Origin of the sequence: Acinetobacter pecorum, from assembly GCF_014837015.1 — a bacterium.
In the GTDB taxonomy this organism is placed as follows: domain Bacteria; phylum Pseudomonadota; class Gammaproteobacteria; order Pseudomonadales; family Moraxellaceae; genus Acinetobacter; species Acinetobacter pecorum.
Map to the genome: position 1 here is coordinate 219,389 of NZ_JACSPT010000001.1, position 14,757 is coordinate 234,145.

The 14,757-nt window shown below is 45.4% G+C and carries 14 protein-coding genes; 5 read left to right on the forward strand and 9 right to left on the reverse strand.

Annotated elements, in window-relative coordinates; all coding sequences use genetic code 11:
* Window positions 1-59: 59 nt before the first annotated feature.
* Window positions 60-866, forward strand: coding sequence for an enoyl-ACP reductase FabI (locus tag H9629_RS00970; protein ID WP_144724052.1), 807 nt, complete (start codon window positions 60-62; stop codon window positions 864-866).
* Between the two features lie 236 nt (window positions 867-1,102).
* On the opposite strand, the gene secB is transcribed toward H9629_RS00970, so the two are convergent.
* The 4 genes from secB to rsgA form a co-directional block, all read right to left on the reverse strand.
* Window positions 1,103-1,561, reverse strand: a complete 459-nt coding sequence (gene secB / locus H9629_RS00975; protein WP_064094800.1) for a protein-export chaperone SecB — start codon at window positions 1,559-1,561, stop codon at window positions 1,103-1,105.
* A 38-nt stretch (window positions 1,562-1,599) separates the two neighbouring features.
* Window positions 1,600-1,854, reverse strand: a complete 255-nt coding sequence (gene grxC / locus H9629_RS00980; RefSeq protein ID WP_004278388.1) for a glutaredoxin 3 — start codon at window positions 1,852-1,854, stop codon at window positions 1,600-1,602.
* Window positions 1,855-1,875: 21 nt separating this feature from the next.
* Window positions 1,876-2,283: a rhodanese-like domain-containing protein gene (locus tag H9629_RS00985; protein ID WP_064094799.1), complete on the reverse strand. Its 408-nt coding sequence runs from the start codon at window positions 2,281-2,283 to the stop codon at window positions 1,876-1,878.
* Between the two features lie 93 nt (window positions 2,284-2,376).
* On the reverse strand, window positions 2,377-3,435 hold the full coding sequence (gene rsgA, locus H9629_RS00990) for a ribosome small subunit-dependent GTPase A (protein WP_191730383.1): 1,059 nt from the start codon (window positions 3,433-3,435) through the stop codon (window positions 2,377-2,379).
* Between the two features lie 125 nt (window positions 3,436-3,560).
* Here rsgA and orn point away from each other — a divergent pair, with 125 nt between their 5' ends.
* From orn to H9629_RS01005, 3 genes are all read left to right on the forward strand, one after another.
* On the forward strand, window positions 3,561-4,118 hold the full coding sequence (orn, locus tag H9629_RS00995) for an oligoribonuclease (RefSeq protein WP_005103209.1): 558 nt from the start codon (window positions 3,561-3,563) through the stop codon (window positions 4,116-4,118).
* Window positions 4,119-4,592: 474 nt separating this feature from the next.
* Window positions 4,593-5,363 carry a tRNA threonylcarbamoyladenosine dehydratase gene (locus H9629_RS01000; protein WP_191730384.1) on the forward strand — a complete coding sequence of 257 codons (771 nt, stop codon included), beginning with the start codon at window positions 4,593-4,595 and terminating at the stop codon, window positions 5,361-5,363.
* 98 nt (window positions 5,364-5,461) lie between these two features.
* Window positions 5,462-7,294 (forward strand): tetratricopeptide repeat protein, encoded by a 1,833-nt coding sequence (locus H9629_RS01005; RefSeq protein WP_191730385.1) that lies wholly within the window; start codon window positions 5,462-5,464, stop codon window positions 7,292-7,294.
* 68 nt (window positions 7,295-7,362) lie between these two features.
* On the opposite strand, the gene H9629_RS01010 is transcribed toward H9629_RS01005, so the two are convergent.
* From H9629_RS01010 to H9629_RS01020, 3 genes are read right to left on the reverse strand one after another with little or no spacing between them, the layout of a single operon-like run.
* A complete protein-coding gene (locus tag H9629_RS01010) occupies window positions 7,363-8,778 on the reverse strand; it encodes an efflux transporter outer membrane subunit (RefSeq protein WP_191730386.1) in 1,416 nt (471 codons plus the stop codon).
* Between the two features lie 10 nt (window positions 8,779-8,788).
* Entirely contained in the window at window positions 8,789-10,765 is a 1,977-nt protein-coding gene (locus tag H9629_RS01015; protein ID WP_064094793.1) for a MacB family efflux pump subunit, read from the reverse strand.
* Window positions 10,766-10,767: 2 nt separating this feature from the next.
* Complete coding sequence (locus tag H9629_RS01020; RefSeq protein WP_064094792.1) at window positions 10,768-12,123, reverse strand: MacA family efflux pump subunit; 1,356 nt, start codon at window positions 12,121-12,123, stop codon at window positions 10,768-10,770.
* Window positions 12,124-12,715: 592 nt separating this feature from the next.
* On the opposite strand from H9629_RS01020, the gene H9629_RS01025 reads away from it, so the two are divergent.
* Window positions 12,716-13,165 carry a bacteriohemerythrin gene (locus H9629_RS01025; RefSeq protein WP_191730387.1) on the forward strand — a complete coding sequence of 150 codons (450 nt, stop codon included), beginning with the start codon at window positions 12,716-12,718 and terminating at the stop codon, window positions 13,163-13,165.
* Here H9629_RS01025 and holA read toward each other — a convergent pair.
* On the reverse strand, window positions 13,162-14,160 hold the full coding sequence (gene holA / locus H9629_RS01030) for a DNA polymerase III subunit delta (protein ID WP_064102268.1): 999 nt from the start codon (window positions 14,158-14,160) through the stop codon (window positions 13,162-13,164). The genes H9629_RS01025 and holA overlap by 4 nt on opposite strands.
* A 9-nt stretch (window positions 14,161-14,169) precedes the next feature.
* On the reverse strand, window positions 14,170-14,703 hold the full coding sequence (locus H9629_RS01035; protein WP_064102269.1) for an LPS-assembly lipoprotein LptE: 534 nt from the start codon (window positions 14,701-14,703) through the stop codon (window positions 14,170-14,172).
* Window positions 14,704-14,757: the final 54 nt, after the last annotated feature.

A 14,757-nucleotide genomic window follows, 5' to 3' on the forward strand; every position in this document is an offset into this window, starting at 1 on the left:
TTTCTAAAATGCTCCAGACTTGGCATCATGCCATATACATTTTTTTAGGTGAGATTCACATGGCACAAGGACTTTTGGCGGGTAAGCGCTTCTTGATCGCGGGCATTGCGAGTAAATTATCGATCGCTTTTGGTATTGCTCAAGCATTGCATCGTGAAGGTGCTGAATTGGCTTTTACTTATCCAAATGAAAAGCTGAAAAAGCGGGTAGATGACTTTGCTGAACAGTTTGGTTCGAAACTGGTTTTTCCTTGTGATGTGGCAGTAGATGCTGAAATTGACAATGCATTTGCTGAATTGGCTAAACACTGGGATGGTCTGGACGGCGTAGTGCATTCTATCGGTTTTGCACCGGCACATACGCTGGATGGAGACTTTACCGAAATCACGGATCGTGAAGGTTTTAATATTGCGCATGACATCAGTGCCTATAGTTTTATCGCAATGGCACGCGCGGCAAAACCTTTGCTGCAAGTCCGTCAAGGTTGTTTGCTAACATTGACCTATCAAGGTTCTGAGCGCGTGATGCCAAACTATAACGTCATGGGTATGGCCAAAGCCTCTTTAGAAGCTGGCGTGCGTTATTTGGCGTCTAGCTTGGGTCAGGAAGGGATTCGTGTGAACGCGATCTCTGCGGGTCCAATCCGTACCTTGGCAGCTTCAGGTATTAAATCATTCCGTAAAATGCTCGATCTGAATGAGAAAGTTGCACCATTAAAACGTAATGTGACGATTGAAGATGTCGGTAATGCTGCCTTATTCCTGTGCTCGCCATGGGCCAACGGGATTACGGGTGAAATCCTGTATGTTGATGCCGGCTTTAACACTGTTGGTATGAGCGCTGAATTGATGGCAGATGCGGAATAAAAATCTGCTTTTCACCTTCTCCCTTTGGGAGAAGGTCGGGATGAGGGAATTTTTATTTACCTCTCCCTTACTAGCAGTGCTTGTCATCTTCTAGAAGATGAGAGAATTCCTCCCTTTTTAAAGGGAGGTGAGGAGGGATTGAGTTAAGAAATTAATCTCCCCAAATCTCTCTTTAAAAAGAGGGGCTCAAAAAAAGACCGCATAAGCGGTCTTTTTTTAGATTTGAAGGACAGCGATTAAGCCTGACCATCCACAGCAGCGGCTTGTGCACGTTGCATATTGGCTTCAAATTCAGCATCGAAGTTGATTGGAGTCAATAGCAATTGTGGGAAGCTGCCTTTAGTTACCATATCGTTCACTGCCTCACGTAGGAACGGGAACAGGATATTCGGGCAATAAGCACCCAGGATATATGGCAGACGCTCTTCTTCAACGCCATCAATCAGGAAAATACCGGCTTGAGTGACATCAACGATAAACGCGGTATCGCCTTCGTTGGTTGCTTGAACCACGACTTTCAATGTTACTTCAAAATGAGTTTCATCAATTTTTTCTGCAGAAGAAGAAAGATTGATGTTTAACTCAGGCTGCCATTGTTTGGTAAAAACTTGCGCCCCAGGAACTTCAAAAGAAATATCTTTGGTATAAATACGCTCTAATGCCAATTGTGGTTGAGCTTGTTGTTCTTCACTCATTTTTTGATCCTTAATATGAAGTGATAATTTTAGTAAGGTTAAGCCAGCAATTCATCAAGTTTGCCTTCACGCTCTAAAGCATAAAGCTGGTCGAAACCACCGATAAACTGATCATTAATAAAAATTTGTGGCACGGTACGGTGATTGGTACGCTGCATCAATTCAAGACGGACTTCCGGTGCTTCCTGAGATAAATTAATCTCTTTATATGCTACACCTTTGCGTTCCAATAGCTGTTTCGCACGCACGCAATAAGGACATACAGTCGTCGAATAAATAGTCACTTCAGCCATGATCAATCTCCTGTTCGTGGATTATTTGCTTTTCACCAAAGGTAAACCTTGAGCTTTCCAGTTGCTTATGCCGCCATCAAGACGGTAGGCATCGGCATGACCGACCTGTTGTAACGCAGTACCAGCCACTTGGCCAAGGTTGCAAATGAACACCAAAGGGCGATCAGATGCTTTAAGCTCTTCAACATGTTTTGTAATCTGGCTATATGGAATATTACGGCTGCCACTGATATGACCTTCACGGAAGTCTTTGGCATCACGTAAATCAATCAGCATGGCATTTTTTGCTTTGACTAAAATTCCCAGCGATTGCGGAGAGATTTTGCGACCGTTACGTTGGCCTTCGACAATGAAGAACAAAACCACTAATACCGCGAGTGTTCCAAATAAGAAGGGGTGATTCCCCATAAACTCGAACCAACGTTCCACAATTCACCTAATTACAATTTTAAAATTGCCAAGAGTATAGCTCATAAATATGGTGATCAAAATCACCGCTTCAAGGGCGAGGCCTTAAGAAAATTAATTTTTTTGCTGTGCTTCAGTAATTTCGTCGATTAAACGCAAATAGCTGTCCAGTCGGCGCGGCAAAATTTCACCTGATGCTGCTGCCTGACGTAAGGCACACTGCTTTTCATGTTTATGGGTACAGTTGCGGAACTGGCAGTGACCGAGCAGATTTTCTATTTCAGGAAAACCAGTCTGGATCTTGTCTAAAGTCAGATGCCAGAGACCAAATTCCCGGATTCCCGGTGAGTCGATCAGCGCAGCATTTTCCCCGAATGGAATCAGGCGCGTCGAAGTCGTGGTATGTTGACCCAGTGCCGAGTTTTCAGAAATGATATTGGTCTTTTGTGCAGCATCTGGCACGATCGCATTAATCAGCGTACTTTTACCGACGCCCGATTGACCGACAAAGGCCACGGTTTCATTTTCCAGACGATTAGACAGAGCACTCAGGTCACCATCGGACTGGGTCTGCATCACTTCATAACCAAGGTTCTGATATTCTTGTAACAGATTCAGAATCGGATCGTTTTCTTTCAATAAATCGGCTTTGTTCATTACCAGTAGCGCAGGAATGTCGGCATCGGCACAGGCCACCAGATAACGGTCGATCAGACCCGGCGCTGGCTCAGGCAGAGGAGCGAATACAATCACAATCAGTGAAATGTTGGCCGCTACAGGTTTAACCTTGTGATAGCGGTCGGGGCGTGTCAATAACGATTTGCGGGGATGAATCGCGGTGATAATCCCCAAACCGGTATTTGGATCGGCTTGCCATTTAACCCGGTCACCAGTGACCAGTAAATCCAGATTGGTCCGGGTATGACAGCGCCAGACACTGCCTAGCTCGATTTCTTTCCAGAAAGGTTCAGGTTCGCCCTCTTGTACCACCGGTTTTTCAGGATGAATGTCGGGGGTAGACAAGGCCTGCACTTCAAGTTGACGACCATAATGTTGCACCACTAGACCTTCGAGATCGCTGGAGGTATCGAGATCTTCTTGACGTGTTTTCTGTTGTTTCTGAATGCGGCGCTGTTGTTGCTCTGTCAGACGACGCTTACGTATTAAGGCCATTCATATCCTAAAAAAACCGGGTAAATCAGATGGCAAAAATAGCATGAAGCAGCCCCCGAATGACACCCAAGATGTAATTAATTTGCTACTATAGTTGTTTTTAAACCCAATAAGATTGCACATTTATGAGCAGTACCGCTGATACCCGCCTGATTTGGATTGACCTGGAAATGACAGGTCTAGACACAGACAATGACCAAATTATTGAAATTGCGACGATTGTAACCGATGACAATTTAAATATTCTGGCTGAAGGTCCTGTGCTTGCGGTGCATCAGCCTGCCCGTCTGTTAAATGCGATGGATGAATGGAATACCCGTCAACATGGTCAGTCTGGCCTGATTGAACGTGTGCGTCGCAGTAAACTGACCGCTCAGGATGCCGAGCAGCAAACGCTTGAATTTCTGAAAAAATGGGTGAATCCAAAATCATCACCAATGTGTGGTAACTCGATCTGTCAGGATCGTCGTTTCCTGCACCGCCTGATGCCTGAACTGGAACAGTATTTCCATTACCGTAATCTGGATGTTTCTTCAGTGAAAGAACTGGCCAAACGCTGGCGCCCGGAAATCATGAGTGGCCTCAAGAAAAATGCCTCGCATCTGGCGATGGATGACATTCGTGATTCAATTGCCGAACTGAAATACTATCGTGAATATTTTTTCATCATGAATAAAGACTAATTCCGATAGATGAAAAAGAGGCGTAAGCCTCTTTTTTTATGGTGCTGAGGCTTTTTTCTTTTTAAAAAGACCCTCTATGATTTCAAATATGGCCCACGATACAAGCACCAAAATCAAATGGGTCTGGGTTTCATGACGATCCAAGATCACAAAACCAAACAAGCCTAAAGTCAGCAAACGAATAAAAATACTCAGCCCATAGTTTTTCTGCTTTTGGCTACTGTAAAAATATAAATGTAACGCAATCAGTATAAAGTTGAGAGTCAAAAGAGCATTGATGAGCACAGGGTTTGACTCCTATATTTAAAATTCTATTTAATTTAAAATTATATGTATAAATTTTATTCAATTATAAGGTGTTCCTGAATTTATCTTTCTGATTTTCTTGATGGATTTTGTATCGAAATTTTAGGAGCAGTAAAACAATGCTGACTTTGCTAAAATAAACTGTGATTTAACTGCTATTGATGACTTATGACTGATCTGCTTCAAGACGATGAATATGAGCGCCGCTTTGCCGGTGTTGCCAAAATTTATGGAGAAGATAGCTTTAGCCATTATGAAAAAAGTCATGTGATGGTGATCGGTATCGGCGGTGTCGGTTCATGGGCAGTAGAAGCTCTGGCACGTAGCGGAATTGGCGAACTGACCTTGGTCGATATGGATGTCGTCGCAGCATCAAATATCAACCGCCAGTTACCTGCCATGAGTACCACCTTGGGTCATGAAAAAATTGAAGTTATGGCCGAGCGGTGTCGTGCAATTAATCCACGGATTAAAATCAATCTGATTGATGATTATCTGACACCTGAGAATATCAAAGAAATTTTAGCTCCGACACCGGATCTGATTTTAGATTGCATCGATGATGTCAAAGCCAAATTCGCCTTGATGTTACATTGTCGCTTTAACAAGATTCCGTTAATCGTATCGGGCGGGGCAGGGGGTAAACTGGATCCACTGAAAATTCGTGTTGCAGATTTATCTAAAACCGAGCAGGATCCGATGCTGGCCAAATTGCGTGCCCAGTTACGTGCTAAAGGCATCTGTAAAAAGCCCAAAGAAAAATTCGGTATTACCTGTGTCTATTCAATTGATAATCCATTCTCAAGTGCCGATGTCTGTGCCAGTGCCGGTTTGCGATGTGGAGGGTATGGGTCGGCTGTGGTGGTGACCTCCAGTTTTGCCATGGTCGCCGTGGCAGAAGGGCTGAAAAAGCTCGATAGTAAAAGAGCAAAATCCTGATTTGAAAAATAAAAAGCACAGTATCTGTGCTTTTTTTCAAGTGACGTTTAGAATGAAAGGATTCATTCACAGAACAAAAATAATGTTTTGGAGCAGCTATGTGGTTTTTGCTGGTATTGATTTTGGGGACAGGAGCTTTAGCGGTGTGGATGTGGAAACGTCCGGATCCGGTGAAACGTGATCAGGCCAAAGCCGAGTATCATGATTTATGGATTGAGCAGGTTGATGCGCAGCTTAAACATGCAGCACGATTGAGTTCAGATCCGGAGCATCCGAACTATGAACGTGCCTATCAGATTTATCAGGGACTGGCTCAGCAACAGGAAATCCCACAAGCCTATGTCGGGATGGGTCTGATGCATCTGCAAGGTCTGGGACATGAGCAAAATACTGAAAAAGCCATCAGCTACCTGGACAAAGCCTTTCGCCTAGGTAGTGATGAAGCAGCTTATCATCTGGGTCAAATTCATGAAGGAGAGGCGTATCAGCAGGCTGACCCGGAAAAAGCCCTGTACTGGTACCGTCATGCGGTAGCACGGGGTAATCTGGATGCCCAGTATCGTATCACTGAACTTTCTTCTGCCGAAGACCATCAAAACGAGATGATTGCAGAAAAACAGCGTCTGGCATTATTCATTCAAAATGCCGGGCAGGGTCATGCCAATTCGCAGTATCAGCTGGCCCAGTATTATCTGGCTGATTCTGCAGCCCAAGATTTAGTGCAAGGAATACATTATCTGTTTCTGGCGGCTCGGCAGGATCATTTGGCTGCCAATCAGCAGATCGCCGATGATTATGCGCATGGACAGATTCTCCCCCAAGACTTGACGCAATCGCTGCAATTTATTAAACGCTGTATCAGTCTCGGTGACCAGAAAGGTCTCTATGATTATTATGCCGGTGTGTTGCAAGGCCGTATCGATCCCGATCAGCGTCAGCGCGTGTTTCAGCATTTATTGCAGCAGTCCAAAGATCACGCCGATGCACACGCCAAGGCTTTAATCGGGCTGGCCTATTTTCATGGCTGGTATGTCGATAAAAATGAAACCATGGCATTTCGTTACTGGTCGGAAGCGGCCAACAGCAAACATGTGCCTGCCTTATGCATAATTGCTGCGCTGTATTTTGAGCAGCATCTGGTTGCCAACGAACCGCAAAAAGCATTTGAGTTATATCAGGCTGCCTATCGGCTTAGTCCTAACGATGTGTCTGCACAGATGGGGATGGCGCTGTGTTATTTAAATGGTATTGGTACGGCGAAAGATACGGGTAAAGCCACACAAATGATTCAGAGCGCGGCACAGCAGTATTGGCAGATTGTGGCTCAGTCTGAAGCGGATTTAATTTATAGCGTCGGCCGGTTTTATAGTCTGGCTGAATATCCATTGTCGACACGTGATAAAGCTGTCCAGTACCTGAATCAGGCAGTTGCGAAAGGTTCGAAAGAAGCGGCATGGTTCCTGTACCAAGCTCTCTCAGGTATTTATCCTGTGTTTAGCAATAATGCAGAGCTGGCCAATCGTTATCTGCATCAGGCTGCACAATTGGGGCATGCCCAGGCACAAGCAGAAGTGGGCTTGAAGTATCTTAAAGGGCAACAGATTGCGCAGGATATTGCCTTAGGCTTGAGCTATCTGCGAAAAGCAGCTGCTCAGCAGAATAGTGTGGCACTAAATGCTTTGGGCGAAGCATATGAGCAGGGTCAAGGAGTTGAGAGTAATATTGAACAAGCCGTACAGTATTATCAGCAGGCGGCAGCGCAGGTGAATGTGGATGCTTATAGCCATCTTGGACGTTTATATACCAAGGGCATTGGCGTGGAGCGTGATATCGGAACCGCACGAGACTGGCTGGAAAAAGGCAGTTTACTCGGACATGAGCGATCCAATGAATTATTGAAAAATGTGAATGCTTATTTGCAAATGCAATAATTTTCCTCGAATCACACGCACTAAAAAACCGCTGTTGGACAGCGGTTTTTTTATGATTCAGGTTGGATTCAAGGCAATTCCCGGAGGGGGCTACCACCCAATGCCTGCATTAAAGTTACATAGGCATTGTACTGGTTTTGTCTGGTTTGCACCAAAGCCAGCCGGGCATTTCGTGTGGTCTCCTGTGCATCCAGCAGGTTTTTCAAAGCTATAGCTCCATTACGATAACGCACTTCAGTCAGACGTTCTGTACGTTCAGCCAGTTCAACATTGCGTTGCTGTAATGCGACCTGTTTGGTTAGCTCAGTACGGTTCGACAGGGCGTTTTCGACATCAGCAAAAGCCTGATATATAGTCTGACGATACTGGATAATGGCTTTTTCATATTCCAGTTCATTCACCTGTAAATCACGCTTCATGTCATTCCATTGCAGGAAAGGCAAGCTCAGACCGGCACCTAAAGTCGCAACCGGATTTTTTAATGCATCTGACAATGAGGTGCTGCTGCCCACACCGGTACTCAAACTGCCGGTCAGGCTAATAGACGGATAATAACTGGCTTTATTGGCATCCTTGTTGGCCAAAGCCCTGCGTAAACGCAGTTCGGTTGCTCTCAGGTCAGGACGACGTGCCAGCAGGCTTGCCGGCAAGCCGGCTTCAATCGCAGGCAAGGCAATGTTGGGTAAACGTTGTGGTTCCTGAAGAGAGAGTTGCTGCACCGGTATATTCAGCAGTACCGCAAGTGCTGTACGCGCTTCTACCCGTTGCTGCGCTATCTGGCTTAAGGTCGCCTGCTGGCTTTGAATGGCCTGTTCGGCTTGGGTCAGATCAAGACCGGATACTGCACCGGCACGATACTGGACATTCACCAGATCATAAGTACGCTGTGCAGTCGCCAGATTTTGTTGCACCACACTATAACGCTCATTCAGATAGGCCAGTTGCCAATAGAGTTGCGCCGTGGTGCCGATCAGGCTTTGTGCGGTTGCCTGCAAGTCTTCCTCAGAGGCTAGGGCTTCCCAGCGAGCGGCTTCGGTCTGATTGGCCAGTTTGCCAAACAGATCCAGCTCATAGCTTAAACCTGGATAATTAATCCCAAAACCTGATGAACTATCACCATTTTCTAAATCAAAACTTCTACGTGTTGTCAGTCCGGCATCGCCAATACGGACCCCTTGCTGGCTTTGCGTTTGTCTGGCCTGAATCCGGGCCTGCTGCAAATTAATCCCGGCCACGGCCAGGTCACTATTGGCTGCCAGAACCTCATTCACCAGATTATTCAATTGTGGATCTCTAAATAAAGTCCACCACTGATCTGTCAGAATATCGGCATGGATCTGCCGGCTTAAAGCCTGACTATTTTGAAAATTGTTAGGCACCTGAAGAGCAGGTGGCTCATAGGGTGTTTTTACCACTGCGGCACAACCGACCAGCGAGCTTCCTAGCAACAGGGCACTGGCAAGCTTGGTTAAATTCATTTGCATATCAGATTCCTTATTCGCGAGAGAGTGCATCGACTGGGTTCAGACGAGCGGCATTACGTGCCGGGATAAAGCCGAACACAATCCCAATCAAGCTTGAGCAGACAAAGGCGGCTATGATCGAAGTGGTTGAATATGCCATCTGGAATGTACTACCAGCAAAATGGGTGATCAGTTGGCCAATCCCGAGGGAGAGCAGCACACCTAAAATGCCGCCTAAAATACATACCAGTACTGCTTCAATCAGGAACTGTTGCAGAATGTCACTTTGACGTGCACCCACCGCCATACGTACCCCAATTTCCTGAGTACGTTCAGTCACTGAGACCAGCATGATATTCATCACCCCGATCCCGCCGACGACCAGTGAAATCACGGCAATCGCTGAAATCAGCAAGGTCATGGTGGCTGTAGTTTGCTGAATGGTTTCACGGATACTGTCGGCATTCTGGGTAAATACATCCTGTGCCCCATGGCGCTGTACCAGCAGATTCAGAATTGCATTCTCCGCTGCTGCACTTGGGTATTCATCCTTAATCCGTACAATGATACTGCGCACATTGGATTGTCCCAGCATACGGCTCATTACGGTGGAATACGGCAAATACACATTCAGGCTGTCATTATTACCCATCATGCCTTTTTGCGCGTCGATCACACCGATAATCCGGCTCGGGACACTGCCCAGTAAAAGCACCTGTCCTACCGGATTGGTACCATCCTTAAAAAAGGTATTTTTGGTATTGGTGTCAATCACCACGTCTTGTGCCTGTTGCGTGACACTGTTACGGTCAAAGGGCTGACCAGACTGGAAGGTCATGCCACGTACATAGAAGAAATCTTCACTCACCCCATTTACCGTGGTTGAGGCTTCAATTTCTTTATAACGTCCGGTGACGTTGGTATTTACTGACGGGCTGACCCCATCTACATAAGGCTGTTCAGCCAGCGCATCGGCATCGGCTGGAATCAGGGTTTTGGCTTGTGAGGAGCGGGAATTATCTCCAAAACCCCGGCCCTGAAATACGGTAATGGTATTGGTTCCCAGACTGCTGATATTTTCCAGAATCTGCTTTTGTGAACCATTGCCCAGTGCGACGACTGAGACTACCGAAGCAATACCGATAATAATCCCGAGCATGGTCAGGAAAGTCCGCATCCGGTGCGCATTCATGGCCAGCAAGGCCATACGGAAGGCTTCACCCAGACGGTCAACCGCGGAACGCCATGAAGAAATCTTCTTTTTTTCATTCCGGATCAGCGGCTGTTTTTCCAGCTCGTCTTCGACTTCAGGAACATTCGGCTGATCGGAAATGATATTTCCGTCCGAAATTTCAATGATTCGTGTCGCGTTTTTTGCCACATTATGGTCATGCGTGACCAGAATAATGGTATGACCCTTGGCATTCAGTTCACGCAGAATCCGCATTACCTCTATACCGCTATTCTTGTCCAAAGCTCCTGTCGGTTCATCGGCCAGAATCACGTCACCACCATTCATCAGCGCACGGGCAATCGAGACACGTTGCTGCTGACCACCTGACAGTTGGCTCGGACGGTTCTGGGTTTTTTCACCCAGACCCAAATCGGTCAGAATCTTGACCGCACGCTCACGGCGTTCCGATGAATCCTCACCGGCATAAATCGCGGGGACTTCGACATTGCCGGCTGCACTTAAGTCACCGAGCAGGTGATAACGCTGGAAAATAAAGCCAAAATATTCACGGCGTAATTGTGCCAGTTCATCCGCTTCCAGTTCCCGGGTTTCACGACCTTTGACCTTATAGCTGCCAGTGGTTGGTTTATCCAGACAACCCAGAATATTCATCAGGGTCGATTTACCCGAACCAGACTGGCCGACAATCGCCACCAGCTCACCCGGATAAATTTCCAGATTGACCCCTTTTAAAATCTGAACCGTGCTTTCACCCGCAGGGAATTCACGTACCAGATTTTTCACCTCCAGAAGAGGCTGTTGTTGTGAATTCATGCTTACATTCTCATTGGGCCACGGCTATTGCCACCGCGTTTTGCTGCATCATTGGAAGTGTCGGAACCATCTGCAATCACCACCTGATCGCCGCGTTTCAGGCCTTTAATCACTTGCGCTGTCACACGGTTATTTAGTCCGATCAGTACAGGGGTTGGTTTTGCAGTACCATCGGCTTGCAACACACGAACCATGCCACGCTGTGCTTTACCTTGTTCAATCAGGGCACGTTCAGCATCGGAAAGCACCAGACGGGCAGGGCGATCACCTGCAGCTCGTTCATCACCACGGGCTTGATTCTGAGCTTCGTTAGGTCCAGATGGGGCACCGGCACCGCGAGATCCTTCACCACGATTTGGACGTTGTGGACGGTTTGAACTTTGAATGGCAGCAGCTGGAATAGTCAGCACATTCCGTGCCTCATCCAGAATGATATAGACCTGCGCTGTCATATCAATACGCAGCTTGCCATCTTCATTGGGTACATCAAACAGGGCGTTATAGTACACCGCAGAGCCTGAAGTTGAGCTTGAGGTATTGTTATCGGTATTGATTGAATTTGGTGCAGGCTCAACCTGACGCAGTTTGGCGTAAATCTTTTTGTCAGTATTGCCCAAAGTTGTGAAATAAACAGTTTGGCCTTTATGGACTTTCATTACATCTGCTTCAGAAATTTCAGCTTTGATGGTCATGGTGTCGAGTTGGGCCAGTTTGACTATAGTCGGTGCACTCTGGTTGGCATTCACGGTTTGACCTTCTTCGGTCACAATCGCCACGATAGTACCATCCATCGGTGCCACAATCTGGGTGTAGCCGAGGTCTTCCTTGGCAGTGGCTAAAGTCAAACGCGACTGTTCAATCTGCGCATTAATAGCAGTGATATCCGCCTGGGCAGTTTTATAGTTTGCCAGTGCAGATTCCAGTTCAGAGCGTGAAGTCGCATCTTGTGCATACATGGCCTGCTGACGCTTATACTCAGCTTCAACTTTGGCCAGATTGGCCTGTCTGACCGCCAGTTGAGCCATCTGATTTTTAATGCTGGCTTCAGCCGTTTTTAACTCATTTTCCTGACGGACAGAATCAATCTGGGCAATCAGCTGACCTTGCTTGACCTGATCTCCGAGTTGCACATACATTTTCTTGACCTGACCAGAAACCTGGGCGCCGACACTGACCATTTTTGTGGCTTCTAAAATACCGGTTGCCAGTACAGAGCTTTCAATGTCTCCTACAGTCACCTCAGCGGTAATATATTGCGGAGGCTGTTCTTTGGGTTTGAGGAAATACCAGCCTGCAGCGATTAACGCAATGGCAATCACGGCGACCATAATCAATTTCGTCGGTTTTATTTTTGGCATGATCAATATAGTTTCAAAATCAGATAATTGTGAACAATTATAAGAGTGAAATTAGGATAAATCGTGTATTTTTTTAATTTATAATGAGAATTGTTTTCTATTGTCGGGCTAAAAAAACAACATGGCATAAAGTCTGATTTTATATAAAAGATTCATTCAGCTGTTCATGCTGGCATAGCTAAATTTGATGAATTTTGAGATAGAAGAAGTAATTTATAGTATTAGTCACATGACTGTTTAATTAAATAGTCACTGTTTTGAGCGGTAGTCCTGAAATCTGGTTTCTGTTTAAACCTCTACAACGAATAACGATAAAAATTTCCCCTAAAGCCAAAAAAGTTATAGAAAGATTTAGTGATATCTGCTGTAAAAATAATTATTTTTTAACGGCAGGCTTTTTTTATTTTTTCTTGTGATTAGCTCATGCCTTCTTTTAAAAATTAAAAAAATCTATGTTTTACATATAGATTTAAATAAAGCTTGTAATATTTAATTCCATAAAAAAATTATGGTTTTATTTGTGCGGAAAAAATCGCCTATTTGTCAGCAAAAAATAATACGACTTTACTAATAAAATTAATGAGGTGTATAGATGGAATGGAATGAAAGTTACAATATTGGAATTGAGGTGATTGATCACCAGCACCGGCAAATTCTGGATTATATAAATACTTTGGAACAAGTTAAAAATACGGGGAAACGCGATAAAATCAAGGAAATTCAAGATGATTTAATTGACTATACCCAGTCACATTTCAGCTTTGAAGAAAATTTGCTGCAACAGGTAAATTATCAGTATTTACCTCCACATCGCGGTATTCACGAATTATTTGTCAAACGGCTCAATGATTATCGTCTGAGATTTGAACAAGGCGAGTCCATTGAAAAAGATTTATATCGTCTGCTATCTAAATGGCTAATTAACCATATTCAACATGATGATCAGGACTATGTCGATGCAGTACGTGACAATATGTTGAGTTACCTGCGAACGCAGGAAAAGAAAAAAGGCAAAGGCTGGTTTGCACGTTTCTTCAGTTAGGCATGCTGGGATGCAAACAAGGTTTGACCGCACATTTCAGTAATGGCCTGTAAGATCAGATGTTCAGGGTTCTCTCTGGACATCCCTTTAATAGCGGCATCAATCCGGATTAACAGCTGTGGCCAGGTCAAAAAGCGTTGCGGACTCAAACGACGCAAGGCCTGTTGATACAAGCTCACTTTGGTCTTCCAGATGCCGATTTGTAACGCATTTTGCGGCTGTTCAAACAATTGCATCAACAGACGCATTTCTTTGCTGATGCTCCACAAAATCAGGCTCATCGGTTCACCTGAAGCAATCAGATATTGAAAGATTTTGATAGATTGCAACAGGTTGCCATTTAGCAGGGCATCACTCAGGTCATAGGTACTGTAACGGGATTGGTCCTGCAAGCAGGCATACAGATGTTCAATCTGGATTATCTCTACTTCAGCAAAAGTATCAGCCACGCGCATCAGACTGTTTTTGGCTGCCAGTAAATTATGCTCATGATGCTGTTCCAGCCATTGCCAGGCATCATTCGCCAGTTTAATGCCAAGCTTTTCTGCTTCAATACTGAGAATTTGCTGACGGTCTTTGGGATAATTTGCCACCAGTGAGACATTCACCCCATTGGCATCCATCACCTGAAAAAAGCTGGATTTCAGACTGTTGGCATCCTGCTTCGGCATGACCACCAAAAGCAGGTTATCGCTGTCTTGCTGTAGATAGCTTTTCAGCAGTTTTAGCCCGCTGGCATCCGGCTTGATATTGCCATGTACTTCAATTGCCAATTGTGTTGAAAATAGCGACAGGCTGTTTAAGGCATTAAAAACAGTTTTCCAGTCAGCGACCGAACTAATGTCATAGCGCTGACGTTCAATATCCTGCTTTTGCCAGGTGGAACGGAAGGCATCAATTAAATTCTGTTCTAATAGAGGCTCTTGACCATGCAATACCCAGGCACCGCGAGCTGCGTCGACACGTTTGAGGGCTTGCAGATAATCAAGTTTCATATGGCAGTCTTATTGAGCAGGTTGTGGTGGGGTATTTTGTTTGACTAATGGTAAGCGGTTTGATGAGATCTGACGTGCGATCTGCTGAGCCACATCATCAATAATCACATGATCCAGAAACTTTTGTTCCTGGTCATCAGTGTTTACTGTTTCAATGTCGTATTGATAAGAACGGGTGGCTACTACAGTTCGTGGTTCAGTGATCGGATTGCCTTGTGCATCTTCAATCTGAAACGTCACATTTAAGCGCAACAAGGTTTCGACCAGTTTACCATTCAGTTCCAGACGGCGAGGAGCATAATCCAAGACACGCAACACATATGCATTCGGTGCATTACTCAGTTGTATGCCTGCTGCACCCAGGTAAACCGCCAGTTTTTCTTGCAGTTCGTCAGTGTCGGGTGGTAAAGACAGGCTCATAACAGAGTAAGCAACAGGTGCGGAGCTCGGATTGGTTCCTTTCAGATGGAAGCCACAGCTGGTCAAGCCTGCACTCAGACCACAAGTTAAAACAATTGCTGCTAAACGTTTGCCCAAATGCATGTGTTGCCCTCTATGCTTCCCAAAGGGGAATATTTGAAATTCTGATCTGGATTG

Excerpts from the sequence above, each read along its gene's own strand:
- H9629_RS00970 (WP_144724052.1), top strand. The coding sequence starts at position 60 with ATGGCACAAGGACTTTTGGCGGGTAAGCGCTTCTTGATCGCGGGCATT.
- secB (WP_064094800.1), bottom strand. The coding sequence starts at position 1,561 with ATGAGTGAAGAACAACAAGCTCAACCACAATTGGCATTAGAGCGTATT.
- grxC (WP_004278388.1), bottom strand. The coding sequence starts at position 1,854 with ATGGCTGAAGTGACTATTTATTCGACGACTGTATGTCCTTATTGCGTG.
- rsgA (WP_191730383.1), bottom strand. The coding sequence starts at position 3,435 with ATGGCCTTAATACGTAAGCGTCGTCTGACAGAGCAACAACAGCGCCGC.
- orn (WP_005103209.1), top strand. The coding sequence starts at position 3,561 with ATGAGCAGTACCGCTGATACCCGCCTGATTTGGATTGACCTGGAAATG.
- H9629_RS01000 (WP_191730384.1), top strand. The coding sequence starts at position 4,593 with ATGACTGATCTGCTTCAAGACGATGAATATGAGCGCCGCTTTGCCGGT.
- H9629_RS01005 (WP_191730385.1), top strand. The coding sequence starts at position 5,462 with ATGTGGTTTTTGCTGGTATTGATTTTGGGGACAGGAGCTTTAGCGGTG.
- H9629_RS01010 (WP_191730386.1), bottom strand. The coding sequence starts at position 8,778 with ATGCAAATGAATTTAACCAAGCTTGCCAGTGCCCTGTTGCTAGGAAGC.
- H9629_RS01015 (WP_064094793.1), bottom strand. The coding sequence starts at position 10,765 with ATGAATTCACAACAACAGCCTCTTCTGGAGGTGAAAAATCTGGTACGT.
- H9629_RS01020 (WP_064094792.1), bottom strand. The coding sequence starts at position 12,123 with ATGCCAAAAATAAAACCGACGAAATTGATTATGGTCGCCGTGATTGCC.
- H9629_RS01025 (WP_191730387.1), top strand. The coding sequence starts at position 12,716 with ATGGAATGGAATGAAAGTTACAATATTGGAATTGAGGTGATTGATCAC.
- holA (WP_064102268.1), bottom strand. The coding sequence starts at position 14,160 with ATGAAACTTGATTATCTGCAAGCCCTCAAACGTGTCGACGCAGCTCGC.
- H9629_RS01035 (WP_064102269.1), bottom strand. The coding sequence starts at position 14,703 with ATGCATTTGGGCAAACGTTTAGCAGCAATTGTTTTAACTTGTGGTCTG.